Raw genomic sequence first — 21,074 nt, forward strand, 5'->3', positions numbered from 1 at the left:
GTGGACGCTCCTGCGGGGGAAGGCAAGGGGACAGTCAAAACTACCCGGTCGGGGGGCGGACAACCGACCGTCCGAAACTACCCCGTAGTAGCTCTTTCTTCGCCCGTGGTGCCGTGCCTACCGTGCCCCATGACCTACACCGATGGCTTCGGGCCCGTCCGGACCTCCGAGAACGCGGCGAGCACCGCGTTCGAACAGCTGCTGGGCGACTGTGCCCGGATGGCCCCGCATTGGCCGGTTCCCGCGGATCCGCGGCCGGATCGGGTGGCCCCCTCGCAGATCATCGGGATCCGCGTCCCGGCGGCCTCGGCCCGGCTCATCGCCTCCACGGCGGCCTACGGGGACTAGTCGCTCCGGCCGGACCGCCGGGGCGGAACCGGATCCGCGTCTGTTCCGTCACACCCGCATCACCCCATGCGGGACGGGCAAAGGAGCGATGCGGTGACCAGCGAACAACCCGATGGACCGGAAGCACCCGAGGACACCCCCCGGGCGCCCGAGGTGCCCGGCGCACCCGGTGCGCCTCGTGCCACACGACGGCGGCCCGTCTGGGTCGTCGGTTCGATCGCGGCCGCCGTCCTGCTCACCGGCGGCGGCACCGCGTACTGGGCTTCGGTCGCGCACGGCGAGGGCCGTACGGGCGACCGCGCGGCCTCGGCGCCCCGCTCGGCGGCCGCCGCGCCCACGCCGCCCGGGCCCGGCATCGCCCCCGGCGAGCCCGATCCCTCCGGCGGCGGTGTCACCTACACCGCCGACATTCCCCTCCCGGACGGCCCGGCCACGGCTCCGGCCTTCGCGGCGAGCGGCGAGGTGACCTCCGCCGAGGTGGCGCGGCTCGCGACGGCGCTGGGGATCTCCGGCGCGCCCCGGCTGGCCGGGGAGACCTGGCAGGCCGGGGAGGCCGCGGACGGCTCCGGACCCCGGCTCACGGTGAACCTCAAGGCCCCCGGGACCTGGAGCTTCTCCCGCTTCCAGGTCGGCGGCGCCGGGGACGACTGCGTGCGCGGCAAGGACACCTGCGGCCCCGCCACCCTCCCCCAGGACCTGGGGCCGGAGCGCGGCGGCACCGGCGGGACCCCGGTCACCGAGGCGGCCGCCAAGGCCGCCGCCGCGCCCGTGCTGGCCGCCGTGGGGCAGGACTCGGCGGCGCTCGACGCCCGGATCCTCCAGGGCTCCGTACGCCTGGTGACGGCCGACCCGGTGATCGGCGGGCTGGCCACGCAGGGCTGGTCCACCCGGATCGGTGTCGGGGCGGACTCCCGGGTGGTGTCGGGCAGCGGCGAGCTGAAGGCTCCGGCGCGGGCCGCCGAGCAGCCGGTGATCGGCGCCGTCGATGCGCTGGCCCGGCTGAACGACAAGGCGCGGGGTTCCGGCGCCCCGGACCCGGGTCCGAGCGGCTGCGCCACGAGCGTGCCGCTGACCCCGGACTCCCCGGTCGGGGCCACGGACACGCTGCCGTGCAACCCGGAGCCCCGGCCTATGAAGCCGACGCGGACGGAGTCGGTGCGGGGCGCCGCGCTCGGGCTGGTCCCGGGCACGGTCGACGGGGCCCGCGGGCTGGTGCCGGCCTGGCTGTTCGAGGTGGCCGGCCGGGGCGGCGGCCCGGGGCACACGGTGGCCCAGCCGGCGGCGGCGACCGAGGAGGCTCCCCCGGTGGACCCGCCCGCGAAGGGGCAGAGCGTGCCCGGTTTCTCGTACTCCTCGGCGGACCGGACGCTGACCGTGAACTTCTGGGGCGGGGTGTGCAGCACGTACGCCCTGGAGGTCCGGGAGCAGCCGGAGTCGGTGATGGTCAAGATCACGGACACCCCGAACAAGCCGGGGCAGAACTGCATCATGATCGCGAAGGAGATGACGGTGACGGCCGCGCTCCAGCAGCCGCTGGGCGACCGCAAGGTGGTCGATGCGACCAACGGCAAGGCCGTCCCCCGCCAGTAGGCGGCAGGACGCACGAGAGGGGCCCGTCCGCGGATGTCCGCGGGCGGGCCCCTCTCGTCTGCCCGGGGGCCCCGCAGGGCCCTCAGGGCTTCGAGCGCTTAGTTGAACGAGTCGCCGCAGGCGCAGGAACCGGTGGCGTTCGGGTTGTCGATCGTGAAGCCCTGCTTCTCGATGGTGTCGACGAAGTCGATCGACGCGCCGTGCAGGTACGGGGAGCTCATCCGGTCGGTGACGACCTTCACACCGTCGAAGTCCTTCACGACGTCGCCGTCGAGGGAGCGCTCGTCGAAGAAGAGCTGGTAGCGCAGGCCGGAGCAGCCGCCGGGCTGGACGGCGACGCGCAGCGCCAGGTCATCGCGGCCTTCCTGCTCCAGCAGGGTCCTGACCTTCTCGGCGGCGGCGTCGGACAGGAGGATGCCGTCGCTCACGGTGGTCTTTTCGTCCTGTACGGACATCTGCATTCACTCCCGAAGTGGGCGGCTCCCCGCCGGGAGCGGGGAAACGTCGGACTCTTGCCGTCGGTGGCAACGAGCGGGACCGCGGATTCATTCCGCGACCCGACGCGTGTTTCAGAAATTCCATGCTCGCACACCCCCGCGCGGTGGTGGGTCCCCGCGAGGCACCGGTGGCGGGCGGGCGAATGCGTCACATCGACACTATCGGCATCGTCAAAGTGACGTGAAGCAGTTATGATAGATAGCGTCAAATAGACGAGAAGTCGAAGCGATGGCTTCGGAGTGCTTCAGAAGTCCCTTGTCGCAGAACAGAAAGGGTGCGTGTCGTGACCACCGCCCAGCCTTTGGACAACCAGCCTTTGGACGTCCAGCCGACGCCCCTTGCCCTGCTGCTGCTCGGCCGTGAGGCCGACCCCAAGAGCGAGCGCGGGGTGGAGTGCCCCGGCGACCTGCCCTCGCCGTCGGACCCGGACCTCGTGGCGCGCGCCCGCGCCGCGAAGGAGAAGCTCGGGGACAAGGTCTTCATCCTCGGCCACCACTACCAGCGTGACGAGGTCATCGAGTTCGCCGACGTCACCGGTGACTCCTTCAAGCTCGCCAAGGACGCGGCCGCCAAGCCGGAGGCCGAGTACATCGTCTTCTGCGGCGTCCACTTCATGGCAGAGTCCGCGGACATCCTGACCTCGGACGACCAGAAGGTGGTCCTGCCGGACCTGGCCGCGGGCTGCTCGATGGCCGACATGGCCACCGCCGAGCAGGTAGCGGAGTGCTGGGACGTGCTGACCGAGGCGGGTGTCGCCGGAGCCACGGTCCCCGTCTCGTACATGAACTCCTCCGCCGACATCAAGGCCTTCACCGGCAAGCACGGCGGCACGATCTGTACCTCGTCCAACGCCAAGAAGGCCCTGGAGTGGGCGTTCGAGCAGGGCGCGAAGATCCTCTTCCTGCCGGACCAGCACCTGGGCCGCAACACCGCCGTCCGCGACATGGGCCTGTCCCTCGACGACTGCGTGCTCTACAACCCGCACAAGCCGAACGGCGGCCTGACCGTCGAGCAGCTGCGGGACGCCAAGATGATCCTGTGGCGCGGCCACTGCTCGGTCCACGGCCGCTTCTCGGTCGACTCGGTCAACGACGTGCGCGCCCGCATCCCCGGCGTGAACGTCCTGGTCCACCCGGAGTGCAAGCACGAGGTCGTGGCGGCCGCGGACTACGTCGGCTCCACCGAGTACATCATCAAGGCGCTGGAGGCGGCCCCGGCCGGCTCCAAGTGGGCCATCGGCACCGAGCTGAACCTCGTCCAGCGGCTGGCGAACCGGTTCGCCGCCGAGGACAAGGAGGTCGTCTTCCTCGACAAGACGGTCTGCTTCTGCTCGACCATGAACCGCATCGACCTCCCCCACCTGGTGTGGACCCTGGAGTCCCTGGCCGAGGGCAACCTCGTGAACCAGATCCAGGTCGACAAGGAGACCGAGAGCTTCGCCAAGCTCGCCCTGGAGCGGATGCTCGCGCTTCCGTAACCCCGGTCCGGCCGCGGAACGCACGACGACCGAAGGGCCGCCCCTCCTGCGAGGGGCGGCCCTTCGGCGTGTACGGGTTCCCGCGGGTCAGACCTTGACCGGGCTCTCGTCCTCCGCGGAGGCGGCCGGGGTCGGGACCACGCTCAGGCGGGCCCTCTTCTTCGCGCTGCGGCGCTCCTTGCGGAGCTCCAGCATCGTGTAGAGGGTCGGCACCAGGAGCAGGGTCAGCAGGGTGGAGCTGATGAGGCCGCCGATGACGACCACCGCGAGCGGCTGCGAGATGAAGCCGCCCTCGCCGGTGACGCCCAGCGCCATCGGGAGCAGCGCGAAGATCGTCGCCAGTGCCGTCATCAGGATCGGGCGCAGCCGGTGGCGGCCGCCCTCGACGACGGCCTCGACGACGCCGTAGCCCTGGGCCCGGTACTGGTTGACCAGGTCGATCAGCACGATCGCGTTGGTGACGACGATGCCGATGAGCATCAGCATGCCGATCATCGCCGGGACGCCGAGCGGGGTGCCGGTGACCAGGAGCAGGCCGAGCGCGCCGGTCGCGGCGAACGGGATCGAGACCAGCAGGATCAGCGGCTGGACGAGCGAGCGGAACGTCGCGACGAGCAGCATGAACACGATCGCGATGGCCGCGAGCATGGCCAGGCCCAGCTGTCCGAAGGCCTCGCTCTGGTCCTGTCCGACGCCGCCGATGGTGGCGGTGGCGCCCGCGGGCAGGTCCAGGGCCTTGATCTTCGTCTGCAGGGTGGAGCTGACGGCGCCGGTGTTGTCGCCGACCGGCTTCGCGGTGATGGTCGCGGCGCGGGCGCCGTCGATCCGGGTCATCGCGACGGGGCCGGGGACCTCCTTGACCTCGGCGATGTCGCCGAGCTTGACCGGGCCGACGGGCAGCGCCTGCAGCTGGGCCAGGGTGGTGGCCGGCTGCGCGGACTTGATGACGATGTCCCGCTCGGTGTCGTCCAGTACGGCCTTGCCCGCCGGGTTGCCGCGGACGGCCTGGCCGACGAGGGCGCCGAGCGCCGCCTGGTTCAGGCCGAACTCCGCCGCCTTGGGGGTGGCGGTGACCGAGATCCGGGGCACGGACTGGGACAGGTCGCTCTGGACGTCGGTGACGTCCTCGATCTTCGCCACCTCGGCGCGGACCTGCTCGGCGGCCTTGGCGAGGACGGCCCCGTCGCCGGCCTTGACGACGACGCTGAGGTTCTGGCTGCCGAAGCCGTCGCCGGCCGCGATGGTGGTCTCGCCGATGCCGTCGAGCCCCTTCAGGGCGGTCTCGATGTGCTTCTTGGCGGCCTCGGTCTTGTCCGAGTTCTCCAGGGTGACCTGGTACGAGGCCTGGTTGGAGCCCGTACCGCCGCCGAAGGCGGCCAGGAAGCCGGAGGAGCCGACGGTGACCTGGTAGTCCTTGACCCCGTCGGTCCCCTCCAGCACCTTCTCGACCTTGCGGCTCGCCTCGTCGGCGGCGGCGAGCGAGGTGCCGGGCGGCAACTGCTGCTTGATGCTGAGGACTTCCTGCTCGCCCTGGTCGAAGAAGTTCGTCTTGAGCAGCGGGGTCATGCCCAGCGTCGCGACGAGCACCACGACGGCGACGACCAGGGTGGTCACCCGGCGCCGGGTGACCAGGCCCAGGGCCCGTACGTAGAACTGCTGGAGCTTGCTGCGGGACTCCTTCTCCTCGGCCTCGCGGCGGGCCTTCTCGATGCTCGCGGCGTTGCCCTCGCTGACGCCCTTCGGCGCGCGCAGGAACCAGTACGAGAGCACCGGCACGACCGTCAGGGAGACGAGCAGCGAGGCCAGCAGGGCCGCGGTGACGGTGATGGAGAACGGGCCGAAGAACTGGCCGACCATGCCGCCGACGAAGGCGATCGGCAGGAAGACGGCGACGGTGGTGAGCGTGGAGGAGGTGACCGCGCCGGCCACTTCCTTCACCGCGGTGATGATCGCGTGCCGGCGCTCCTCGCCGTAGCCGAGGTGGCGCTTGATGTTCTCCAGGACCACGATCGAGTCGTCGACGACGCGGCCGATGGCGATGGTGAGCGCGCCCAGCGTCAGCATGTTGAGGGAGAGGTCGCGGGTCCACAGCACGATCAGCGCGAGGACGACGGACAGCGGGATGGAGACCGCGGTGACCAGCGTCGAGCGCACCGAGCCGAGGAAGACCAGGATCACGATGACCGCGAAGACCAGGCCGAGCAGGCCTTCGGTGGTCAGGCCCGAGATGGACTTGGCGACGGCCGGGCCCTGGTCGCTGACCACGGTCAGGTCGGCGCCGGAGCCGAGGGCGGAGCGGAGCTCGGGCAGCTTGTCCTTGACCGCGTCCGAGATGGCGACGGCGCTGCCGTCCTTGTCCATGGTGAGCATCAGCGCGAGGCTGGGCTTGCCGTTGGTGCGGGTGAGGGAGTCGGCCTTGGCCGGCTCCTGCTTCACGCTCGCCACGTCGCCGAGGCGGACGGCGGGCTTGCCCGGGCCGGCGGTGAGGCGCAGGTCCTCCAGCTGGGCGAGCGAGGTGTAGCCCGAACCGACGCGGACGGTGCGGTTCTTGCCCGCCTCGTCGAAGGAGCCGGCGGGGACGGCGGCGCCGCCCGCCTGGAGGCCCTGGGCCAGGGCCGCGCCGTCGATGCCGGCGGCGGCGAGCTTGGCGTTGTCGGGGGTGACGGTGACCTGGAGGTCACGGACCCCGTCGACGGTGACCTGGCCGACGCCCGCGATGTCCTCCAGGACGGGGACCACGGACTTGTTCAGCTGGTCGGCGAGCGCCTGCTGGTCCTTGTCGGAGGTGACGGCGAGGACCACGGTCGGGATGTCGTCGGTGGAACCGGCGATGACCTGCGGGTCGACCTCGGCGGGCAGCCGTACGCGGGCCCGGTTGACGGCCTGCTGGACGTCGGCGACGAGCTGCTTGGTGCCCTCGTCGCCGTAGTCGAAGGTCGCCATGATCAGGGCGTTGCCCTCGCTGGCGGTGGAGGTGACGCCGGTGATGCCGTCGACGCCCTTGAGCATGGCTTCGATCGGTTCGACGACCTGCTTCTCCACCACGTCGGGCGAGGCGCCCTGGTAGGGCGCGAGCACGGACACCATCGGCAGGTCGATGGAGGGCAGCAGCTGCTGCTTGAGCTGCGGGATGGCAATGGCGCCGAAGAGGAGCGCGACGAGCGACACGAGGCCGATCAGCGCCCTTTGGGCGAGGCTGAAGCGGGACAGCCGGAACATGGGTATGGGGATCTCTCTGCAGGGACGCGGTGACGTCGGCGAGGCATGACGGGCAGTCGTGCCGTCGGGCACGCGCGGGGCCCCTCAGCCTCTCCCGCGCACGGGCACGCCGACGTCGCCCCCAGGTCTCGTCCTTATCCGGGGCATACCGCGTCCGCAGTAGGCGGGAGTACTCCGGGCCCCTCCGGAGGACCCCCGTCTACTCGGCCCTGGGCCGCACTAGTCCCGATTCGTACGCGATGACCACCAATTGCGCCCTGTCGCGGGCCCCGAGCTTGGACATGGCCCGGTTCACGTGGGTCTTGACGGTGAGCGGGCTGACTTCCAGCCGGCGGGCGATCTCGTCGTTGGACAGGCCCGCGGCCACCAGGACGAGGACCTCGCGCTCGCGCCCGGTCAGCGCGGCCAGCCGCTGGACGTGGGCGGAGCCCCCGGCGGGGACCTCCCCAGCGCCGCCGCCCTGCGCGAGGAAGGTGGCGATGAGCCCCTTGGTGGCGGCCGGGGAGAGCAGGGCGTCGCCGGCGGCCGCGACGCGGATGGCGTTGAGCAGCTCCTCGGGCTCGGCGCCCTTGCCGAGGAAGCCGGAGGCGCCCGCCCGCAGGGCCGCGGCCACGTACTCGTCGACCTCGAAGGTGGTCAGCATCACCACGCGCACGCCGGTCAGTTCGGAGTCGGCGCTGATCAGCCGGGTGGCGGCGAGACCGTCGGTGCCGGGCATCCGGATGTCCATGAGGACCACGTCGGGCCGGAGCGTGCGCGCCAGCTCGAAGGCCTGCGCCCCGTCGGAGGCCTCCCCGACGACACACATGTCGGCCTCGGAGTCGACGAGCACCTTGAACGCGCTGCGCAGCAGGGCCTGGTCGTCGGCGAGGAGCACCCGGATGGGCGTCGGGGCCTGGTTCGGGGTATTTTCCACGCCCCGACCCTACGTCGTCCCGCGCGGCCGGAGCTCGCCGGGAAGGCGCCTCAGCCCAGGGCCAGTACGACCAGGGCCGTCGTCGCCGAGACCTCGGCCAGGGCTCCGAACACGTCGCCGGTGACCCCGTCGAAGCGGTGCACGCAGCGGCGGAGCAGGGCTTCGGCCGCCAGCAGGCCGGCCAGGACGGCCACCGCGTGCTGCGCGGCGGCCGGCAGGCCCAGCGGCAGGGCGACGGCGGCCGCGAGGACCACCACGAGCCCGGCGACCGAGGCGGCCGCCTCGCGGGGGACGACTCCGGCGACGGCCGCGCCCAGCCCCTCGGGGCGGGCCGGGGGGACCCCGTCGCGGGAGGCCAGGGTCATGGCGAGGCGGGCGGTGACGGCGGCGACCACGGCGGCCAGGGCGCCCCGGATCCAGCTGTCGGCGTACACGTCGGCGAGCGCCGCGACCTGGACCAGCAGCACGAACACCAGCGCCACCACCCCGAAGGGGCCGATGTCGGACTGCTTCATGATGCGCAGCGCGGCGTCGGCCGGCTTGGCGCTGCCCAGTCCGTCCACCGTGTCGGCGAGGCCGTCCAGGTGCAGGGCGCGGGTCAGGGCCGCCGGTACGGCGACGGTGACGGCGGCGGCGAGCAGCGGACCGCCGCCGCCCAGCAGCAGGAGCACGCCGGGCGCGGCCGCGAGGAGCCCCACGACGAGCCCGGCGAGCGGGGCGCAGGCCATCCCGGTGCGGGCGGCGGGCCGGTCCCAGCGGGTGATGCGGGTGGGCAGCACGGTGAGCGTGCCGAAGGCGAAGCGGACCCCGTCGAGCAGCGAGGCGCGCTCGGGGGGCGGCGTCGGGGACGGGCCGTCGTACGAATCTGTCATCGGCGCGAACGCTACCCGCTCGACGAGACCGGTAAGTTACCCCATACGCCCCAAATCGGGAGGTGGTGGCATGGGTCACTGGTGGTATCGCAACATCGTGGAGCCGGGGAAGCTCCCGCTGCTCCTCGCGCTGCTCTCCTTCGTCCTGTCCTTCCTGGTCACCCGCATGATCACCCGGATGATCCGGGCGGGGCGGGGGCCCTTCAAGAACGTCACTCCGGGCGGGATGCACATCCACCACGTGGTCCCGGGCGTGGTCCTCGTGATCATCGGCGGCTTCGGGGCGATCGGGAGCGCCCGGCACAGCTTCGGGGCGGGACTGTCGGCCGTGATCTTCGGGCTCGGGGCGGGGCTGGTGCTGGACGAATTCGCGCTGATCCTGCACCTGGACGACGTCTACTGGAGCGAGCAGGGCCGCAAGAGCGTGGAGATCGTGGTCCTGACCGCGGCGATCGTGGCACTGGTGCTGGGCGGGTTCCTGCCGTTCGGGGTCAACGACCTCACCCACGACGAGCGGCACAACCGCGGCCTGGTCGCCATGAACACGGCCACCAACTTCTTCCTCGCGCTGATCGCCCTGTGGAAGGGCAAGGCCCGCACCGCGTTCTTCGGCACGGTCATCCCCTTCGTCGCGCTGATCGGCGCGATCCGGCTCGCCCGGCCCGGTTCCCCGTACGCGAAGAAGTTCTACGCGAACCGGCCGAGGGCCCGCGCCAAAGCCCAGCTGCGCGCCTTCCACCACGACCGCCGGTGGGCTTCGCCGCGGCGCAAGTTCGAGAACTTCATCGGCGGGGCCCCGGACCGGGAACGCCCTTCCGAGAAGGAGGCGCACTGACGGAGAAGGGCCCGTCCCCCAGGGGGACGGGCCCTTCTCCGTGCGTCTGCGCCCGGTCAGCCCGGGATGAGCCCGTCGTCGCTGAGCATCTCCCGCACCTCGGCCAGCGAGGCGTCCGGGGCGGGCAGGATCAGCTCGGACGGCTCCAGCGTCTCGTCGGGCAGCGGCTCGCCGAGCCGCCGCACGGCGTCGAGGAGCTCGCCCAGCGTCCGCCGGAAGCCCTCCTCGTCACCGCGCTCCATCTCGGCGAGCAGGACGTCGTCCAGCTTGTTGAGCTCGGTGAAGTGGCTGTCAGCCAGCTCCACCTGACCTTCCCCCATGATGCGGACAATCATGACGGGCCCCGTCCTACTGCTTGTCGAACCGGTGCTGGGTCTGCGGCTGCTGGCCGGCGCCCGGGGCGCCGCCCTCGAGGGCCTGCTGCTGGGCGGACGGGCCGCCCGCCAGCTCGGCCTTCATGCGCTGGAGTTCCAGCTCCACGTCCGAACCGCCCGAGATGCGGTCCAGCTCTGCCTGGAGGTCGTCCTTGGCGAGCCCGCTCGCGTCGCTGAGCGCGCCGGAGGCGAGCAGCTCGTCGATCGCGCCGGCCCGGGCCTGGAGCTGCGCCGTCTTGTCCTCGGCCCGCTGGATGGCGAGGCCGACGTCGCTCATCTCCTCGGAGATGCCGGAGAAGGACTCGGCGATCCGCGTCTGCGCCTGGGCGGCCGTGTACGTGGCCTTGATGGTCTCCTTCTTCGTGCGGAAGGCGTCCACCTTGGCCTGGAGCCGCTGGGCGGCGAGGGTCAGCTTCTCCTCCTCGCCCTGGAGGGTCTGGTGCTGCACCTCCAGGTCGCTGACCTGCTGCTGCAGCGAGGCGCGGCGGGACAGGGCCTCGCGGGCCAGGTCCTCGCGGCCCAGGGCCAGCGCCTTGCGGCCCTGGTCCTCCAGCTTGCTGGACTGGCCCTGGAGCTGGTTGAGCTGCAGTTCCAGCCGCTTGCGGGAGGTCGCCACGTCGGCGACGCCGCGGCGCACCTTCTGAAGCAGCTCGAGCTGCTTCTGGTACGAGTAGTCGAGGGTTTCGCGCGGGTCCTCGGCCCGGTCCAGGGCCTTGTTCGCCTTCGCGCGGAAGATCATCCCCATACGCTTCATGACACCGCTCATGGGCTTCGCGCGCCCCCTTCTAGACGGACTTCGCTGCTGGTCACCAACAAGACCCACAGTACGGGCCCTGCCTCTATTACCGCACTGTTCGGGCGGGGATGCGCTCCTCCTCCAGGACGAGTGCCCGTCCGCCGTGTCAGGCGTAAGGAGTAGGTGCTTCCCTCAGGAAGGACGCCCGCCGTTGCCGGATCGTTCCCCGCCGGGATGGGGCCCGTGCCCGCAACCACGTACCCTTGGGTTTTGTGTTTGGTAGCCGATCCTCCAAGGAAGAGAAGGACGCCGCCACCGACAAGGTGAGCGCCGACCTCTCGCAGTCCCGTGACCCTCAGGCCCCGAAGGGCCGCCCGACGCCGAAGCGTGCTGTGGCCCAGTCGCAGCGCAAGGCCGTGGTGGCCTCGACCGGCAACCGCAAGGAGGATGCCAAGCGAGCTCGTGAGCGCCGCCGGGTCGAGATGACCAAGCAGCGCGAGGCCCTCGCCAATGGCGACGAGCGTTATCTGCCCAACCGCGACAAGGGTCCCGTGCGGCGTTACGTGCGCGACTTCGTCGACTCCCGCTTCTCCGTCGCCGAGATGTTCCTGCCGCTGGCCGTGATCATCCTGGTGCTGAGCATGGTGCGGGTGCCGTCCATCCAGAACATCGCGCTGCTGCTGTGGCTCGGCGTGATCGCGCTGATCCTCGTCGACTCCGTCGGCATGTTCATCCGCCTGCGCAAGGCCCTGAACCAGCGCTTCCCGGACGAGCCCAAGCGCGGCGCAGTCGCGTACGGCCTGATGCGCACCCTCCAGATGCGCCGGCTGCGTCTGCCGAAGCCGCAGGTCAAGCGCGGGGAACGGCCCTGAGCGGAGGAACGCCCGGAGCGTTCGGCGGGGGTGGCTTCGCGGACGGGGCCCGGCTGTGGCTGGAAGGCCTGGGCGGGCTCCGCAACGCGGTACGCCAGGAGCTCGTCGGCCGTCAGGTGGACGAGCAGATCGCGCACCGCTTCCCCGTGGGCCAGCGGCTGCGCGTCCTCGACGTCGGCATGGGCCAGGGCACGCAGGCGCTGCGCCTGGCCCGCGCCGGGCACATGGTGACCGGGCTGGAGCAGGACCGGGAGATGCTGGCCGTCGCCCGTGAGGTGCTGGCCGCCGAGCCCCCCGGGATCCAGGACCGCGTCCGCCTCATGGAGGGCGACGGCCGCGAGACCGGCGCGCACTTCCTGCCGGGCAGCTTCGACGTCGTGCTCTGCCACGGGGTCCTCATGTACGTGCCCGAGCCGGACGCCATGCTCGCCGGGCTCGCCCGGATGCTGGCCCCCGGCGGGCTGCTGTCCCTGCTGGTGCGCAACGGCGACGCCCTGGCCATGCGGCCGGGCCTGCACGGCGACTGGACGGGCGCGCTGGCCGCCTTCGAGGGCGTCGACTACACGAACCGGCTGGGCCTGGACGTGCGGGCCGACCGGCTGGCCACGCTGACCGCGACCCTGTCCGGGATCGGCGCCCCGCTGCAGACCTGGTACGGCGTCCGCGTGTTCACCGACGGCACCGAGGCCTCGGACAAGCTGCCCGCGGACGCGGAACTGGAGCGGCTGCTCGCCGCCGAGGACCGGGCCGGGCGGACCGACCCCTATCGCGGGGTCGCCGCGCTGCTGCACCTGTGCGGTGTACGGGGCTGAGCGCCCGCGCCAGCGCCCCCTTCGCACGACGGAGCCCGGACCCCCGAGGGGGTCCGGGCTCTCGCGCGTCCGGCCGGAAACGGTCAGAACCGGCCGCGCCTGCCGGCTCCGGTCAGAGCTCCGCGGCCTCGCGCAGGCTCATCGTGTAGAGCTGGACCCCGCTGTCGTCGGACAGCTTCACCTGTTCGGTGCCGCCTTCCAGCAGGTCCTTCCAGTACTCGCCGATCCAGGATTCTGCGTCCCCCTGCGTGGTGAACTCCTCCGGCACCACCGACGGGCTCGTCTCACTGCCGTCGGCCGTCTCGAACCGCCACGTCCACGCCATGTCCGCCTCCGTTGCTCGTCCGCTTCTCACACGCTTCTCGCCTTGAGTGTGCCCGCAGACTAACCGGGCGCGCAGCAGTCCCGGCGACGCGGGAGGATCATCCTGTGGAACTCACTCTGCTCGGCACCGGCACACCCGAAGGACTGCCCCGCCCCGGCTGTCCCTGCGCCGCGTGCGCGCTCTCCGTGGGGCCCCGGGCGCGGGCCGCCACCTCCGTGCTCGTGGACGGGGCGCTGCTGCTGGACCTGACCCCCGGGGCGGTGCTCGCGGGCGCCCGGGCGGGGCATTCGCTGGCCGCCGTACGGCAGGTCCTGCTGACGCACCCGCACGACGGTCCGCCCGTGGAGCTGCCGCCGGGGCTGCCGGCCGCCGGGCGGGTGCCGGACGGGCGGGAGCTCGCGGTGATCTCCGGGCACCGGGTGCGGGCCGTGCCGATGGACGCGCCGGGCACCGGGTACGAGGTGACCGGGCCGGACGGTGCCCGGATGCTGTACCTGCCGCCGGGCGGGGCCCCGGCCGGGACCTCGGGCACCAGCGGGCGGCGCCCGTACGACGTGGTCCTCGCGGACGTGCTCGGCCGGCCGGAGGCGCTGGCGCGGCTGCGGGCCAGCGGGGCGGTGGGCCCGGCGACGGACGTGATCGCCGTCCACCTGGACCACGACACCCCGCCGGGTGCGGAACTGGAGCGCCGGTGCGCGGCCGCGGGCGCGCGGACGGTGCCGGACGGGACCACGGTGGCCGCCGGGGAGTACCGGCCGGCGCCCGAGGTGCCGCGGCGGACCCTGGTCCTGGGCGGGGCCCGCTCGGGCAAGTCGTACGAGGCCGAGCGCCGGCTGACCGGCTACCCGGAGGTGGTCTACGTGGCCACGGGCGGCACCCGCGAGGGCGACGCGGACTGGGCGGCGCGGGTCGGGCTCCACCGCGAGCGCCGGGCCGCGTCCTGGCGGACGGAGGAGACCTGCGATCTGGTGCCGCTGCTGGCTCAGGAGGGGCCGGCGCTGCTCATCGACTGCCTGGCGCTGTGGCTCACGGACGCCATGGACCGGGCCGGTGCGTGGGACGACTCCGTCTGGGCGGGCGGGGGGAGCAAGGAGCTGGCGGCGCGCGTCGGTGAACTGGTGGCGGCGGTCCGGGCCACCCGTCGGCAGGTGGTGCTGGTCAGCAACGAGGTCGGCTCCGGGGTCGTTCCCGCGACGGCCTCGGGGCGGCGGTTCCGCGACGAGCTGGGGCGGCTGAACGCGGGGGTCGCCGGGGAGTGCGAGCACGTCCTCCTGGTGGTGGCGGGGCAGGCACTGACCCTGAAGCAATAGCCGCGCGTGGGGCTCCGCACCCGGGTCCCCGCACGGGGCGGGGCCCGCCGGCGCGCCGCACGCAGCGCCGCCCGGCGACGGCAACGCCCCGGGGTGTGAGGACCGTTCGGGACGCGCAGGGCTCCGCTGTACCCTCTGGCAAATGACCACGCTGAATCTCGACGACTTCTCCGATCTGATCGAGCGCCCCGACGGGGGCGTCCGTCGTGACGCCGAGGAACGCCGTGAACGGCTGGCCGTGCCGGTCGGGGCGCTGGGGCGGCTCGACGAACTCGCCGAGTGGCTCGCCGCAGCCCAGGGGCGGGTGCCGGTCAAGCCGATCGAGCGGCCCCGCGTCGTCCTGTTCGCCGCCGACCACGGAATCGCCTCCGAGGGGGTCTCCGTGCGCCCCGCCGGCAGCGCCCACGAGCTGGTGCGGGCCGTCCTGGACGGGCGGAGCCCGGTGGCGGTCCTGGCCGGGCGGCTCGGTGCCTCCGTACGGATCGTGGACGCCGGGCTGGACTGCCATCTCGACCTGCTGCCCCAGGAGATCACCAAGCACCGCGTCCGGCGCGGCAGCGGGCGGATCGACGTGGAGGACGCGCTGACGATCGAGGAGGCCCGGGCCGCGCTGGCCCTCGGGATCCAGATCGCCGACGAGGAGGCCGACTCCGGGACCGACCTGGTCGTCCTCGGCGACCTGAGCGTCGGCGGGACCACCGTCGCCGCGACCCTCGTCGCCGCCCTGTGCGGCACCGACGCCTCCGTGGTCACCGGCCGCGGCGGCATGCCGATCGACGACCTGACCTGGATGCGCAAGTGCGCGGCGATCCGCGACGCGCTGCGACGCGCCCGGCCCGTCCTCGGCGATCAGGTCGCGCTGCTCGCCGCCGTCGGCGGCGCCGACGTCGCGGCGATCACCGGTTTCCTGCTCCAGTGCGCGGTCCGCCGCACGCCCGTGATCCTGGACGGGGTCGTCTCGGCGGCCTGCGGTCTGGTGGCCCAGCGGGCCGCCTTCCGTGCTCCGGACTGGTGGCTGGCCGGACAGGCCAGCGGGGAGCCCGGCCAGGCGAAGGCACTGGACCGGATGGCACTCAACCCCGTGCTCGACCACGGCGTCACTGTGGGAGAAGGAACCGGGGCGCTGCTGGCTCTCCCCCTCGTCCAGGCGGCCGCCGCACTCGCGGCGGAACTTCCCGAGCGAGCGGCCGAGCCGACCGAATGAGTCACCGGGGCCCGCGGTCCTGACCAGGCCGCGGCCCTCAGGGACCCCAGCACGGACCGCGATGCCCCATATCATCGCTTTTTATGGGAGAGGTCCGTTTGACCAGCGCAGAGACCGATCGGAAGACCGACCGCGGAACCGGTGGGGATGCGAACGGCAGAAACAGTCAGGGGGGCGGGCGGGGGAACGCCCCGGCGAGCACTCCGGCGAACGCCCAGGCCGGCGGCCAGGGAAGCGGCCAGGGCAACGGCCAGGGGGCCGCGCCCCCCGGCCGGGAGAACGGCCGCGGGAGCGTCCGCTCGCGCCGCAGCGCCACCTTCGCGGTGTGGTACCTGCGCGCCGTCACCTTCGTCAACCTGCTCAGTGCGGTGTGGTTCTCGCTCGGCCAGGACCTGCGCCGGCACAGCACCGCCGATTTCTACACCCCGTACCTGCTCACGGCGGGCTTCGCCTCCGCGGCGTTCTCGCTGCTGCTCACCGTCACCATGGGCCGCCGCAAGCGCGCGGCCTGGATCCTGAACCTGGTGCTCAGCGGGCTGCTGCTGGCGGCCTTCACGATGGCCGCCGTCGCCTCCTTCACCCCGTGCTCGGGTAGCGGGTACGAGTTCTGCTACCCGGAGTTCCGCGGGCACCCGCAGAACTGGGTGGCCTTCGGGCTGACCGCGCTCTTCGTCGGCGCCCTGCTGCTGGGCCGCCGGGAGTTCTACGCCAAGGGCGACCGCTCCAACCCGCTGCTGGCCAGCCTGGTCGCCTCCGTCGGCCTGCTGGTGACCTCGCTGGTCGCCGCCCTGCTGGTCGGCGCGACCAACACCGACCCGGACGCCGCGGACGCCACCTTCCTGGCCCGCTGGCGGTACGGCGTGATGCGGCTGGTCACCCTGGCGCCGGACGACAAGGCCTACAACACGATCACCACCCCGGGCTGGGTGGACGTGGCGATCAACGTCATGTCCACGCTGCTGCTGCTCGCCGTCCTGTTCGCGGCCTTCCGCTCGCGCCGCGCCGTGGACCCGCTCGGCGAGGAGGACGAGGAGAAGCTGCGCCTGCTGCTCGCCCGGCACGGTGACCGCGACTCGCTGGGCTACTTCGCGCTGCGCCGCGAGAAGTCCGTCATCTGGTCCCCCACCGGCAAGGCCGCGGTCACCTACCGCGTCGTCGGCGGGGTCTCGCTGGCCTCCGGCGACCCGATCGGCGACCCCGAGGCCTGGCCCGGCGCCATCGACCCCTGGCTGGCCGAGGCCCGCGAGCACGGCTGGGTGCCCGCCGTGATGGGCGCGAGCGAGGAGGCCGGGCAGATCTACGCCCGGCACGGACTGGACGCGCTGGAGCTGGGCGACGAGGCCATCGTCGAGACCGACGAGTTCACCCTGGAGGGCCGCGCCATGCGCACCGTCCGCCAGGCCTACAACCGGGTCAAGCGCGCCGGGTACACCGTCCGCATCCGCCGCCACGCCGACATCCCGGCCGAGGAGATGGACGTACTCCTGCTGCGCGCCGACGACTGGCGCGACGGCGCGACCGAGCGCGGCTTCTCCATGGCACTGGGCCGGCTGGGCGATCCCGGCGACGGCCAGTGCGTGATGCTGGAGTGCTTCGACGGCGCGGGCGAGCTGCGCGCCGTGCTGTCCTTCGTGCCCTGGGGACCCAAGGGGCTGTCGCTGGACCTGATGCGCCGCGACCGGGATTCCGAGAACGGCCTGATGGAGTTCATGGTCATCGAACTCCTGGAGCGGTCAAAGGAGATCGGGGTCACACAGGTCTCACTGAACTTCGCGATGTTCCGTTCCGTCTTCGAGCGCGGGTCGAAGCTCGGCGCCGGTCCGGTGCTGCGTCTGTGGCGCTCGCTGCTGAGCTTCTTCTCGCGCTGGTGGCAGATCGAGTCCCTCTACCGGGCCAACGCCAAATACCGGCCGATCTGGGAACCGCGGTTCATGCTCTTCGAGAAGAGTTCGGACCTGCTGCGGATCGGCATCGCGGCGGGCCGGGCCGAGGGCTTCCTGGAAGCACCCGGGCTGCCGAAGTGGATGCACCGCAGACATCTGGAGAGCAAGCGTTGACCACTGCCTCACTGCGGCGGTTCGCCCGCCGCGAGTGGGGGCCCCTGTACCGGACGGTCCGGGACGCGCTCGTCCGCCACGGATGGCGGGCGATCCCGATGACCCTCGGCGCGGTCTGCCTGACCGCCGTCTTCCAGATCGTGCAGCAGACGTCATGGGGCTTCCAGCCGGTGCAGGACCTCGGGTCGGTCAAGGCCGTGGACCCGCTCTGGCTGGCCCTGCTGCGGACCCCGCTGTCGCTGTTCGTCCCCGCACTGGACCTGCCGGTGTGGGGGGCGCTCGCGCAGATCCTGCTCGTCTTCGGGATCTCGGAGATCTGCATCGGCTGGTGGCGCACGCTGGTCATCGGCTACGTGGCCACCCTGGCCGGGACCACGTACGCGCGGATCGGGCTCTCGCTCGGTCCGGACCACCCCTTCGGCCTGCCCGTGTCGGACAAGATCGTCAACGACACGGGGCCCTCGGCGGCGGTGGTCGGGCTGGCCGTGTACGTCTGCTGGCGCTACCGGGCGTACCTGACCGGCTCCCTGGTGATCCTGGTGATGATCGGCGAGCTGCTCTTCAAGGACAACCTGGCGGGCAAGGAACACCTGGCCGCCATCGCCTCGGTGATGCTGATCTGTCTGGTCCGCGCCAAGTGGGGGCCGGAACGTTCCCGCGCCCCGCTGGGACGGCCCCCGGCCGCCGGACCGCCTCCGGTCCCGCCCGGGACGCCTCCCGTGCCGCCGCCCCGGGTCTGAGCACGCGCGGGGCCGGGAGCGCGCGCGGGGCCGTACCGTATCGGGGTGACGACACACCTCGGGCCGCTCGCCCCGACGCGGCAGTGGATGCGGGACCATCCGCTGGCCACCGACGCCGTACTGGCGCTCGGGGCGCTCGTCGCCATGGTCGTCGGATCCTTCGCGGACCCGCATGGGGCGCACGGGCAACCGACCTTCGGGACCCGTACCCCCGAGCCGTTCTCGCTCGTCCTCATGGTGCTCGGCGCGGCCGCCCTAGTGCTGCGGCGCCGGCGCCCGCGCACCGTGCTGGCCGTGACCGTCGGGCTCTCGCTGCTGGAACTGACCACCGGGGAACCGCGGGCGCCCGTCGCCATGTGCACGGTGATCGCCCTGTACACGGTGGCCGCCCGGACCGACCGGCCCACCACCTGGCGGCTCGGCCTGCTCACCATGGCCGGGCTGACGGGCGTGGCCATGCTCGCCGGGCCGCTGCCCTGGTACGCGCAGGAGAACCTCGGCATCTTCGCCTGGACCGGCATGGCCGCCGCCGCCGGGGACGCGGTGCGCAGCAGGCGGGCCTTCATCGATGCCATCCAGGAGCGGGCGGAGCGCGCCGAGCGGACCCGTGAGGAGGAGGCCCGGCGCCGGGTCGCCGAGGAGCGGCTGCGGATCGCCCGGGACCTCCACGACGTGGTGGCCCATCACATCGCCCTGGTCAACGTGCAGGCCGGGGTGGCCGCGCACGTCATGGACAAGCGCCCGGACCAGGCCAAGGAGGCGCTGGCGCACGTACGGGACGCCAGCCGTTCGGCGCTGAACGAGCTGCGGGCGACCGTGGGTCTGCTGCGCCAGTCCGGGGACCCGGAGGCGCCGACCGAACCGGCGCCCGGCCTGGCCGTCCTCGACGACCTGGTGGACACCTTCCGCAACGCCGGGCTCCCGGTGAAGGTGATGGTCCAGCTGGGCCCGGCGGCCGCGGTTCCGCTGCCCGCCGCCGTGGACCTGGCGGCGTACCGGGTGATCCAGGAGGCGCTGACCAACGTCCGCAAGCACGCGGGTCCGGGGGCCGGCGCCGAGGTCAGCGTGGTGCGGGTGGGCGGCTCGGTGGAGGTGACCGTGCTGGACGACGGCGGCTCCGCGGCGGACCCCTCGCCGGAGCCCCGCGACCCCGGCGGCGGGCACGGCCTGCTCGGCATGCGCGAGCGGGCCGTGGCCCTGGGCGGCTCCTGCTTCGCCGGACCCCGTTTCGGGGGCGGCTACCGGGTGCACGCGATCCTCCCGGCGGGCTGAGCAATTTCAGCCTCGCCGGCGCTTGAGGCGCGGGTCCGGGCAGAGCCCGGTGCCCGGCGGAGCCGGGTTTCCCGGGAGGTCAGCAGGAGCGGCGCCAGGCCCCCAGTTCGGGCTTCTTCTCCAGCGAGCTCAGCCCCAGCGCACGCGCACGCGCGCAGAACCGGCTCGCCGGGAGCTCGTACTCCACGTGGAAGACCGCCTTCCCGGCAGCGATGAACGGCGTCAGCCGCTCGCACTCGTCGTACTGGGCGCACTGCTCGTTGACCGCGAAGTCGAAGTCCCCCACCAGTTCCGGGATCTGGTCCAGGTCGTTCTTCAGTCCGACCGACAGCCCGCGGTCGTGCGCGAGCCGCACGATCAGCCGGTTGTAGTCCAACTGGTCCTGGGCGGTCAGGGGGAAGCCGGACGTGTTGCGGTAGGCGTCCATGTTGTCCGGCTCCACCGCGTCGAAGCCCTTGTCCCGGCACATGTCGAACCGCTTGGCGATCAGCGGTTCCAGTTCCGCGCGCCGCCGGATGTCGAGCCAGCGCTCGCCCTCCCAGCCGTTGCCCTGCCCGCGCATCGAGGCCGGGAAGGACCCGGCGTCCGGCCGGAAGTCCTCCCAGGCGCCGGTGGAGAGGTAGCAGATGGTCCGCCGGCCTGCCGCCTTCAGCTCGGCGACCTGCTCCTTGGTGGTGGTGAACCCGTCGACGTCGTAGACCGCCGCCTTGACCGAGGTGTCGAGCTTCCCGGTGAGCTGCCACTGCCAGCTGACCCCGGGCGCGGGCTGCCAGCGCTCCCCCGGCGCGGGGGCGGGCGAGAGGTCGTCGGGCCGGTCCTCGTCGTCCGGTCCGGGGCCGGAGGTGCACGCCGCGAGCAGCAGCAGGGGTACGAGGACCAGCAGCAGGCGGCGGGTGGGCGGGCGTCTCATCCGGCGGCCTCCAGGGCGTGGGGCAGGGTCCCCCACGGGTGTGCGCCGGTTCCCGGGACCGCGCAGTGCACCCCCGCCCCCCGCTGGGCCGCCAGCCGCTCGGCGAGTTCGGCGGCCGGGGCGCCCGGCGGGACGGCGTAGACGAGGTGGCAGAACCGGTGGGCGGGGTGGTCCGCCGTCCACGGGGGAACGGCGGCCGCGTCCCGGTAGGCGTCCCAGGGGCCTTCGAAGGTGACGAGCAGGTCGGCGAGTTCGGCGTAGCCGGGGTGCGGGTGCACTCCGTGGTTGAGGACGACGGTACGGGCCCCGGCGGCCCGCGCCGCGACGGCGAGCCGCCCGTAGTGCGGCAGGAACTCGGGCCCGGACGCAGCCTGGTCCAGGAAGGTCCCGTCGGTGTCGTACCAGTCGCGGTGGCGCAGCAGGTCCTGGACCACGGCGGCGTGCGGGCGGCGCCCGTAGTCGGTGTCGGCGTACCCGAGGACGGGCACTCCGGCCGCGCGCAGCCGCTGCGCGACGGCGGCGAACCGCTCGTCGGGGGCCTCGCCGGGACCGCTGGCGGGGTTGAGCACGACGGAGTGCAGCCGGCCCGCGGAGCTGATGAGCCGCTCCCAGTACTCGGGGCGGTCGGCGGGGTGCTCGTAGAGGGGCACCAGGAGCATGAGGTCCTTCTTCTCGTACGGGGTCACGTGCATCGTCAGGAGCGGCGG

The 21,074-nt window shown here is 72.7% G+C and carries 20 protein-coding genes; 11 read left to right on the forward strand and 9 right to left on the reverse strand.

Annotated features, from left to right (window positions below):
• Nucleotides 1–129 precede the first annotated feature (129 nt).
• A complete protein-coding gene (locus ACIA8F_RS30230; protein WP_399383508.1) occupies nucleotides 130–348 on the forward strand; it encodes a hypothetical protein in 219 nt (72 codons plus the stop codon).
• 93 nt (nucleotides 349–441) lie between these two features.
• Complete coding sequence (locus ACIA8F_RS30235) at nucleotides 442–1,938, forward strand: hypothetical protein (protein ID WP_399383509.1); 1,497 nt, start codon at nucleotides 442–444, stop codon at nucleotides 1,936–1,938.
• Nucleotides 1,939–2,036: 98 nt separating this feature from the next.
• Here ACIA8F_RS30235 and erpA read toward each other — a convergent pair whose 3' ends face one another.
• Entirely contained in the window at nucleotides 2,037–2,393 is a 357-nt protein-coding gene (gene erpA, locus ACIA8F_RS30240) for an iron-sulfur cluster insertion protein ErpA (RefSeq protein ID WP_243330017.1), read from the reverse strand.
• 317 nt (nucleotides 2,394–2,710) lie between these two features.
• On the opposite strand from erpA, the gene nadA reads away from it, so the two are divergent.
• Nucleotides 2,711–3,913, forward strand: coding sequence for a quinolinate synthase NadA (nadA, locus tag ACIA8F_RS30245; RefSeq protein ID WP_399383511.1), 1,203 nt, complete (start codon nucleotides 2,711–2,713; stop codon nucleotides 3,911–3,913).
• 87 nt (nucleotides 3,914–4,000) lie between these two features.
• On the opposite strand, the gene ACIA8F_RS30250 is transcribed toward nadA, so the two are convergent.
• From ACIA8F_RS30250 to ACIA8F_RS30260, 3 genes are all read right to left on the reverse strand, one after another.
• A complete protein-coding gene (locus tag ACIA8F_RS30250; protein WP_399383513.1) occupies nucleotides 4,001–7,132 on the reverse strand; it encodes an efflux RND transporter permease subunit in 3,132 nt (1,043 codons plus the stop codon).
• Nucleotides 7,133–7,331: 199 nt separating this feature from the next.
• A complete protein-coding gene (locus ACIA8F_RS30255; protein WP_399383515.1) occupies nucleotides 7,332–8,048 on the reverse strand; it encodes a response regulator in 717 nt (238 codons plus the stop codon).
• Between the two features lie 50 nt (nucleotides 8,049–8,098).
• Entirely contained in the window at nucleotides 8,099–8,920 is an 822-nt protein-coding gene (locus ACIA8F_RS30260) for an adenosylcobinamide-GDP ribazoletransferase (RefSeq protein WP_399383516.1), read from the reverse strand.
• A 70-nt stretch (nucleotides 8,921–8,990) separates the two neighbouring features.
• Here ACIA8F_RS30260 and ACIA8F_RS30265 point away from each other — a divergent pair, with 70 nt between their 5' ends.
• A complete protein-coding gene (locus ACIA8F_RS30265) occupies nucleotides 8,991–9,755 on the forward strand; it encodes a hypothetical protein (RefSeq protein ID WP_399383517.1) in 765 nt (254 codons plus the stop codon).
• Between the two features lie 56 nt (nucleotides 9,756–9,811).
• Here the strand turns inward: ACIA8F_RS30265 and ACIA8F_RS30270 are convergent, their stop codons facing one another.
• Both ACIA8F_RS30270 and ACIA8F_RS30275 read right to left on the reverse strand, forming a co-directional pair.
• On the reverse strand, nucleotides 9,812–10,090 hold the full coding sequence (locus ACIA8F_RS30270; protein WP_399383518.1) for a hypothetical protein: 279 nt from the start codon (nucleotides 10,088–10,090) through the stop codon (nucleotides 9,812–9,814).
• Between the two features lie 13 nt (nucleotides 10,091–10,103).
• The gene (locus tag ACIA8F_RS30275) at nucleotides 10,104–10,895 is read right to left on the reverse strand and encodes a PspA/IM30 family protein (RefSeq protein WP_399383519.1); all 792 of its coding nucleotides are present in this window, start codon (nucleotides 10,893–10,895) and stop codon (nucleotides 10,104–10,106) included.
• A 233-nt stretch (nucleotides 10,896–11,128) separates the two neighbouring features.
• Between ACIA8F_RS30275 and ACIA8F_RS30280 the strand changes: the two genes are divergently transcribed.
• Nucleotides 11,129–11,737, forward strand: coding sequence for a DUF3043 domain-containing protein (locus tag ACIA8F_RS30280; RefSeq protein WP_383951033.1), 609 nt, complete (start codon nucleotides 11,129–11,131; stop codon nucleotides 11,735–11,737).
• A gap of 53 nt (nucleotides 11,738–11,790) precedes the next feature.
• Nucleotides 11,791–12,549: a class I SAM-dependent methyltransferase gene (locus ACIA8F_RS30285; RefSeq protein WP_399383584.1), complete on the forward strand. Its 759-nt coding sequence runs from the start codon at nucleotides 11,791–11,793 to the stop codon at nucleotides 12,547–12,549.
• Nucleotides 12,550–12,661: 112 nt separating this feature from the next.
• On the opposite strand, the gene ACIA8F_RS30290 is transcribed toward ACIA8F_RS30285, so the two are convergent.
• On the reverse strand, nucleotides 12,662–12,874 hold the full coding sequence (locus ACIA8F_RS30290) for a hypothetical protein (RefSeq protein WP_243330004.1): 213 nt from the start codon (nucleotides 12,872–12,874) through the stop codon (nucleotides 12,662–12,664).
• Between the two features lie 104 nt (nucleotides 12,875–12,978).
• Here ACIA8F_RS30290 and ACIA8F_RS30295 point away from each other — a divergent pair, with 104 nt between their 5' ends.
• The 5 genes from ACIA8F_RS30295 to ACIA8F_RS30315 all read left to right on the forward strand — a co-directional run bounded on the left by ACIA8F_RS30295 (nucleotide 12,979) and on the right by ACIA8F_RS30315 (nucleotide 19,457).
• On the forward strand, nucleotides 12,979–14,184 hold the full coding sequence (locus ACIA8F_RS30295; protein WP_399383521.1) for a bifunctional adenosylcobinamide kinase/adenosylcobinamide-phosphate guanylyltransferase: 1,206 nt from the start codon (nucleotides 12,979–12,981) through the stop codon (nucleotides 14,182–14,184).
• A 142-nt stretch (nucleotides 14,185–14,326) separates the two neighbouring features.
• Complete coding sequence (cobT, locus tag ACIA8F_RS30300; RefSeq protein WP_399383523.1) at nucleotides 14,327–15,388, forward strand: nicotinate-nucleotide--dimethylbenzimidazole phosphoribosyltransferase; 1,062 nt, start codon at nucleotides 14,327–14,329, stop codon at nucleotides 15,386–15,388.
• 83 nt (nucleotides 15,389–15,471) lie between these two features.
• A complete protein-coding gene (locus tag ACIA8F_RS30305; RefSeq protein WP_399383525.1) occupies nucleotides 15,472–17,445 on the forward strand; it encodes a phosphatidylglycerol lysyltransferase domain-containing protein in 1,974 nt (657 codons plus the stop codon).
• Entirely contained in the window at nucleotides 17,442–18,185 is a 744-nt protein-coding gene (locus ACIA8F_RS30310) for a hypothetical protein (protein ID WP_399383526.1), read from the forward strand. The genes ACIA8F_RS30305 and ACIA8F_RS30310 overlap by 4 nt, the downstream gene beginning before the upstream one ends.
• Nucleotides 18,186–18,272: 87 nt before the next feature.
• On the forward strand, nucleotides 18,273–19,457 hold the full coding sequence (locus ACIA8F_RS30315) for a sensor histidine kinase (RefSeq protein WP_399383585.1): 1,185 nt from the start codon (nucleotides 18,273–18,275) through the stop codon (nucleotides 19,455–19,457).
• A gap of 79 nt (nucleotides 19,458–19,536) precedes the next feature.
• Here the strand turns inward: ACIA8F_RS30315 and ACIA8F_RS30320 are convergent, their stop codons facing one another.
• The gene (locus tag ACIA8F_RS30320) at nucleotides 19,537–20,367 is read right to left on the reverse strand and encodes an endo alpha-1,4 polygalactosaminidase (RefSeq protein ID WP_399383527.1); all 831 of its coding nucleotides are present in this window, start codon (nucleotides 20,365–20,367) and stop codon (nucleotides 19,537–19,539) included.
• The gene (locus ACIA8F_RS30325) at nucleotides 20,364–21,059 is read right to left on the reverse strand and encodes a spherulation-specific family 4 protein (protein WP_399383529.1); all 696 of its coding nucleotides are present in this window, start codon (nucleotides 21,057–21,059) and stop codon (nucleotides 20,364–20,366) included. Before ACIA8F_RS30325 ends, ACIA8F_RS30320 begins: the two co-directional genes overlap by 4 nt.
• Nucleotides 21,060–21,074 lie beyond the last annotated feature (15 nt).

This window comes from Streptomyces sp. NPDC051563 (genome assembly GCF_044454225.1).
In the GTDB taxonomy this organism is placed as follows: Bacteria; Actinomycetota; Actinomycetes; order Streptomycetales; family Streptomycetaceae; genus Streptomyces.

Bases quoted from the DNA above. Each gene is read 5' to 3' on its own strand.
- ACIA8F_RS30230 (WP_399383508.1), top strand. From the start codon at position 130: ATGACCTACACCGATGGCTTCGGGCCCGTCCGGACCTCCGAGAACGCG.
- erpA (WP_243330017.1), bottom strand. From the start codon at position 2,393: ATGTCCGTACAGGACGAAAAGACCACCGTGAGCGACGGCATCCTCCTG.
- ACIA8F_RS30250 (WP_399383513.1), bottom strand. From the start codon at position 7,132: ATGTTCCGGCTGTCCCGCTTCAGCCTCGCCCAAAGGGCGCTGATCGGC.
- ACIA8F_RS30260 (WP_399383516.1), bottom strand. From the start codon at position 8,920: ATGACAGATTCGTACGACGGCCCGTCCCCGACGCCGCCCCCCGAGCGC.
- ACIA8F_RS30265 (WP_399383517.1), top strand. From the start codon at position 8,991: ATGGGTCACTGGTGGTATCGCAACATCGTGGAGCCGGGGAAGCTCCCG.
- ACIA8F_RS30270 (WP_399383518.1), bottom strand. From the start codon at position 10,090: ATGATTGTCCGCATCATGGGGGAAGGTCAGGTGGAGCTGGCTGACAGC.
- ACIA8F_RS30275 (WP_399383519.1), bottom strand. From the start codon at position 10,895: ATGAGCGGTGTCATGAAGCGTATGGGGATGATCTTCCGCGCGAAGGCG.
- ACIA8F_RS30290 (WP_243330004.1), bottom strand. From the start codon at position 12,874: ATGGCGTGGACGTGGCGGTTCGAGACGGCCGACGGCAGTGAGACGAGC.
- cobT (WP_399383523.1), top strand. From the start codon at position 14,327: ATGACCACGCTGAATCTCGACGACTTCTCCGATCTGATCGAGCGCCCC.
- ACIA8F_RS30305 (WP_399383525.1), top strand. From the start codon at position 15,472: ATGGGAGAGGTCCGTTTGACCAGCGCAGAGACCGATCGGAAGACCGAC.
- ACIA8F_RS30315 (WP_399383585.1), top strand. From the start codon at position 18,273: ATGCGGGACCATCCGCTGGCCACCGACGCCGTACTGGCGCTCGGGGCG.
- ACIA8F_RS30320 (WP_399383527.1), bottom strand. From the start codon at position 20,367: ATGAGACGCCCGCCCACCCGCCGCCTGCTGCTGGTCCTCGTACCCCTG.
- ACIA8F_RS30325 (WP_399383529.1), bottom strand. From the start codon at position 21,059: ATGCACGTGACCCCGTACGAGAAGAAGGACCTCATGCTCCTGGTGCCC.